The 4,884-nt window shown below is 51.7% G+C and carries 2 tRNA genes and 2 rRNA genes; all 4 read left to right on the plus strand.

The window, feature by feature from the left end:
* Positions 1-1,462, plus strand: a 16S ribosomal RNA gene (locus ACP7EE_RS27545); the annotation flags it as partial.
* A gap of 81 nt (positions 1,463-1,543) precedes the next feature.
* A tRNA-Ile gene (locus tag ACP7EE_RS27550) sits at positions 1,544-1,620 on the plus strand.
* 27 nt (positions 1,621-1,647) lie between these two features.
* Positions 1,648-1,723, plus strand: a tRNA-Ala gene (locus tag ACP7EE_RS27555).
* 248 nt (positions 1,724-1,971) lie between these two features.
* Positions 1,972-4,865, plus strand: a 23S ribosomal RNA gene (locus ACP7EE_RS27560).
* Positions 4,866-4,884 lie beyond the last annotated feature (19 nt).

The following is a 4,884-nucleotide window of genomic DNA, read 5'->3' on the forward strand; positions in this document are numbered from 1 at the left end:
GGAGCTTGCTCCTGAATTCAGCGGCGGACGGGTGAGTAATGCCTAGGAATCTGCCTGGTAGTGGGGGACAACGTTTCGAAAGGAACGCTAATACCGCATACGTCCTACGGGAGAAAGCAGGGGACCTTCGGGCCTTGCGCTATCAGATGAGCCTAGGTCGGATTAGCTAGTTGGTGAGGTAATGGCTCACCAAGGCGACGATCCGTAACTGGTCTGAGAGGATGATCAGTCACACTGGAACTGAGACACGGTCCAGACTCCTACGGGAGGCAGCAGTGGGGAATATTGGACAATGGGCGAAAGCCTGATCCAGCCATGCCGCGTGTGTGAAGAAGGTCTTCGGATTGTAAAGCACTTTAAGTTGGGAGGAAGGGCAGTAACTTAATACGTTGCTGTTTTGACGTTACCGACAGAATAAGCACCGGCTAACTCTGTGCCAGCAGCCGCGGTAATACAGAGGGTGCAAGCGTTAATCGGAATTACTGGGCGTAAAGCGCGCGTAGGTGGTTTGTTAAGTTGGATGTGAAATCCCCGGGCTCAACCTGGGAACTGCATTCAAAACTGACAAGCTAGAGTATGGTAGAGGGTGGTGGAATTTCCTGTGTAGCGGTGAAATGCGTAGATATAGGAAGGAACACCAGTGGCGAAGGCGACCACCTGGACTGATACTGACACTGAGGTGCGAAAGCGTGGGGAGCAAACAGGATTAGATACCCTGGTAGTCCACGCCGTAAACGATGTCAACTAGCCGTTGGGAGCCTTGAGCTCTTAGTGGCGCAGCTAACGCATTAAGTTGACCGCCTGGGGAGTACGGCCGCAAGGTTAAAACTCAAATGAATTGACGGGGGCCCGCACAAGCGGTGGAGCATGTGGTTTAATTCGAAGCAACGCGAAGAACCTTACCAGGCCTTGACATCCAATGAACTTTCCAGAGATGGATTGGTGCCTTCGGGAACATTGAGACAGGTGCTGCATGGCTGTCGTCAGCTCGTGTCGTGAGATGTTGGGTTAAGTCCCGTAACGAGCGCAACCCTTGTCCTTAGTTACCAGCACGTAATGGTGGGCACTCTAAGGAGACTGCCGGTGACAAACCGGAGGAAGGTGGGGATGACGTCAAGTCATCATGGCCCTTACGGCCTGGGCTACACACGTGCTACAATGGTCGGTACAAAGGGTTGCCAAGCCGCGAGGTGGAGCTAATCCCATAAAACCGATCGTAGTCCGGATCGCAGTCTGCAACTCGACTGCGTGAAGTCGGAATCGCTAGTAATCGTGAATCAGAATGTCACGGTGAATACGTTCCCGGGCCTTGTACACACCGCCCGTCACACCATGGGAGTGGGTTGCACCAGAAGTAGCTAGTCTAACCTTCGGGAGGACGGTTACCACGGTGTGATTCATGACTGGGGTGAAGTCGTAACAAGGTAGCCGTAGGGGAACCTGCGGCTGGATCACCTCCTTAATCGACGACATCAGCTGCTCCATGAGCTCCCACACGAATTGCTTGATTCATTGAAGAAGACGAAAGAAGCAGCCCGAAATTGGGTCTGTAGCTCAGTTGGTTAGAGCGCACCCCTGATAAGGGTGAGGTCGGCAGTTCGAATCTGCCCAGACCCACCAATTTTGTGTGGGAACCTGTAGAAATACGGGGCCATAGCTCAGCTGGGAGAGCGCCTGCCTTGCACGCAGGAGGTCAACGGTTCGATCCCGTTTGGCTCCACCACTACTGCTTCTACGTATTAAAGCTTAGAAATGAGCATTCCATCGATGCGATGGTGAATGTTGATTTCTAGTCTTTGACTAGTTCGTTCTTTAAAAATTTGGGTATGTGATAGAAAGATAGACTGAACGTTACTTTCACTGGTAACGGATCAGGCTAAGGTAAAATTTGTGAGTTACTCAGTTTTGAGTATTATCGAATTTTCGGCGAATGTCGTCTTCACAGTATAACCAGATTGCTTGGGGTTATATGGTCAAGTGAAGAAGCGCATACGGTGGATGCCTTGGCAGTCAGAGGCGATGAAAGACGTGGTAGCCTGCGAAAAGCTTCGGGGAGTCGGCAAACAGACTTTGATCCGGAGATGTCTGAATGGGGGAACCCACCTAACATAAGTTAGGTATCTTGTACTGAATACATAGGTGCAAGAAGCGAACCAGGGGAACTGAAACATCTAAGTACCCTGAGGAAAAGAAATCAACCGAGATTCCCTTAGTAGTGGCGAGCGAACGGGGACTAGCCCTTAAGTGGCTTTGAGATTAGCGGAACGCTCTGGAAAGTGCGGCCATAGTGGGTGATAGCCCTGTACGCGAAAATCTCTTAGTCATGAAATCGAGTAGGACGGAGCACGAGAAACTTTGTCTGAATATGGGGGGACCATCCTCCAAGGCTAAATACTACTGACTGACCGATAGTGAACTAGTACCGTGAGGGAAAGGCGAAAAGAACCCCGGAGAGGGGAGTGAAATAGATCCTGAAACCGTATGCGTACAAGCAGTGGGAGCCCACTTTGTTGGGTGACTGCGTACCTTTTGTATAATGGGTCAGCGACTTATTTTCAGTGGCGAGCTTAACCGAATAGGGGAGGCGTAGCGAAAGCGAGTCTTAATAGGGCGTCTAGTCGCTGGGAATAGACCCGAAACCGGGCGATCTATCCATGGGCAGGTTGAAGGTTGGGTAACACTAACTGGAGGACCGAACCGACTACCGTTGAAAAGTTAGCGGATGACCTGTGGATCGGAGTGAAAGGCTAATCAAGCTCGGAGATAGCTGGTTCTCCTCGAAAGCTATTTAGGTAGCGCCTCATGTATCACTGTAGGGGGTAGAGCACTGTTTCGGCTAGGGGGTCATCCCGACTTACCAAACCGATGCAAACTCCGAATACCTACAAGTGCCGAGCATGGGAGACACACGGCGGGTGCTAACGTCCGTCGTGAAAAGGGAAACAACCCAGACCGTCAGCTAAGGTCCCAAAGTTATGGTTAAGTGGGAAACGATGTGGGAAGGCTTAGACAGCTAGGAGGTTGGCTTAGAAGCAGCCACCCTTTAAAGAAAGCGTAATAGCTCACTAGTCGAGTCGGCCTGCGCGGAAGATGTAACGGGGCTCAAACCATACACCGAAGCTACGGGTATCATCTTCGGATGATGCGGTAGAGGAGCGTTCTGTAAGCCTGTGAAGGTGAGTTGAGAAGCTTGCTGGAGGTATCAGAAGTGCGAATGCTGACATGAGTAACGACAATGGGTGTGAAAAACACCCACGCCGAAAGACCAAGGTTTCCTGCGCAACGTTAATCGACGCAGGGTTAGTCGGTCCCTAAGGCGAGGCTGAAAAGCGTAGTCGATGGAAAACAGGTTAATATTCCTGTACTTCTGGTTATTGCGATGGAGGGACGGAGAAGGCTAGGCCAGCTTGGCGTTGGTTGTCCAAGTTTAAGGTGGTAGGCTGGAATCTTAGGTAAATCCGGGATTCTAAGGCCGAGAGCTGATGACGAGTTGTCTTTTAGACGACGAAGTGGTTGATGCCATGCTTCCAAGAAAAGCTTCTAAGCTTCAGGTAACCAGGAACCGTACCCCAAACCGACACAGGTGGTTGGGTAGAGAATACCAAGGCGCTTGAGAGAACTCGGGTGAAGGAACTAGGCAAAATGGCACCGTAACTTCGGGAGAAGGTGCGCCGGTGAGGGTGAAGGACTTGCTCCGTAAGCTCATGCCGGTCGAAGATACCAGGCCGCTGCGACTGTTTATTAAAAACACAGCACTCTGCAAACACGAAAGTGGACGTATAGGGTGTGACGCCTGCCCGGTGCCGGAAGGTTAATTGATGGGGTTAGCTAACGCGAAGCTCTTGATCGAAGCCCCGGTAAACGGCGGCCGTAACTATAACGGTCCTAAGGTAGCGAAATTCCTTGTCGGGTAAGTTCCGACCTGCACGAATGGCGTAACGATGGCGGCGCTGTCTCCACCCGAGACTCAGTGAAATTGAAATCGCTGTGAAGATGCAGTGTATCCGCGGCTAGACGGAAAGACCCCGTGAACCTTTACTATAGCTTTGCACTGGACTTTGAATTTGCTTGTGTAGGATAGGTGGGAGGCTTTGAAGCGTGGACGCCAGTCTGCGTGGAGCCAACCTTGAAATACCACCCTGGCAACTTTGAGGTTCTAACTCAGGTCCGTTATCCGGATCGAGGACAGTGTATGGTGGGTAGTTTGACTGGGGCGGTCTCCTCCTAAAGAGTAACGGAGGAGTACGAAGGTGCGCTCAGACCGGTCGGAAATCGGTCGTAGAGTATAAAGGCAAAAGCGCGCTTGACTGCGAGACAGACACGTCGAGCAGGTACGAAAGTAGGTCTTAGTGATCCGGTGGTTCTGTATGGAAGGGCCATCGCTCAACGGATAAAAGGTACTCCGGGGATAACAGGCTGATACCGCCCAAGAGTTCATATCGACGGCGGTGTTTGGCACCTCGATGTCGGCTCATCACATCCTGGGGCTGAAGCCGGTCCCAAGGGTATGGCTGTTCGCCATTTAAAGTGGTACGCGAGCTGGGTTTAGAACGTCGTGAGACAGTTCGGTCCCTATCTGCCGTGGACGTTTGAGATTTGAGAGGGGCTGCTCCTAGTACGAGAGGACCGGAGTGGACGAACCTCTGGTGTTCCGGTTGTCACGCCAGTGGCATTGCCGGGTAGCTATGTTCGGAATAGATAACCGCTGAAAGCATCTAAGCGGGAAACTAGCCTCAAGATGAGATCTCACTGGAACCTTGAGTTCCCTGAAGGGCCGTCGAAGACTACGACGTTGATAGGTTGGGTGTGTAAGCGCTGTGAGGCGTTGAGCTAACCAATACTAATTGCCCGTGAGGCTTGACCATATAACACCCAAGCAATTTG

Source organism: Pseudomonas sp. TWP3-2 (assembly GCF_049897765.1).
Classification (GTDB): Bacteria; Pseudomonadota; Gammaproteobacteria; order Pseudomonadales; family Pseudomonadaceae; genus Aquipseudomonas.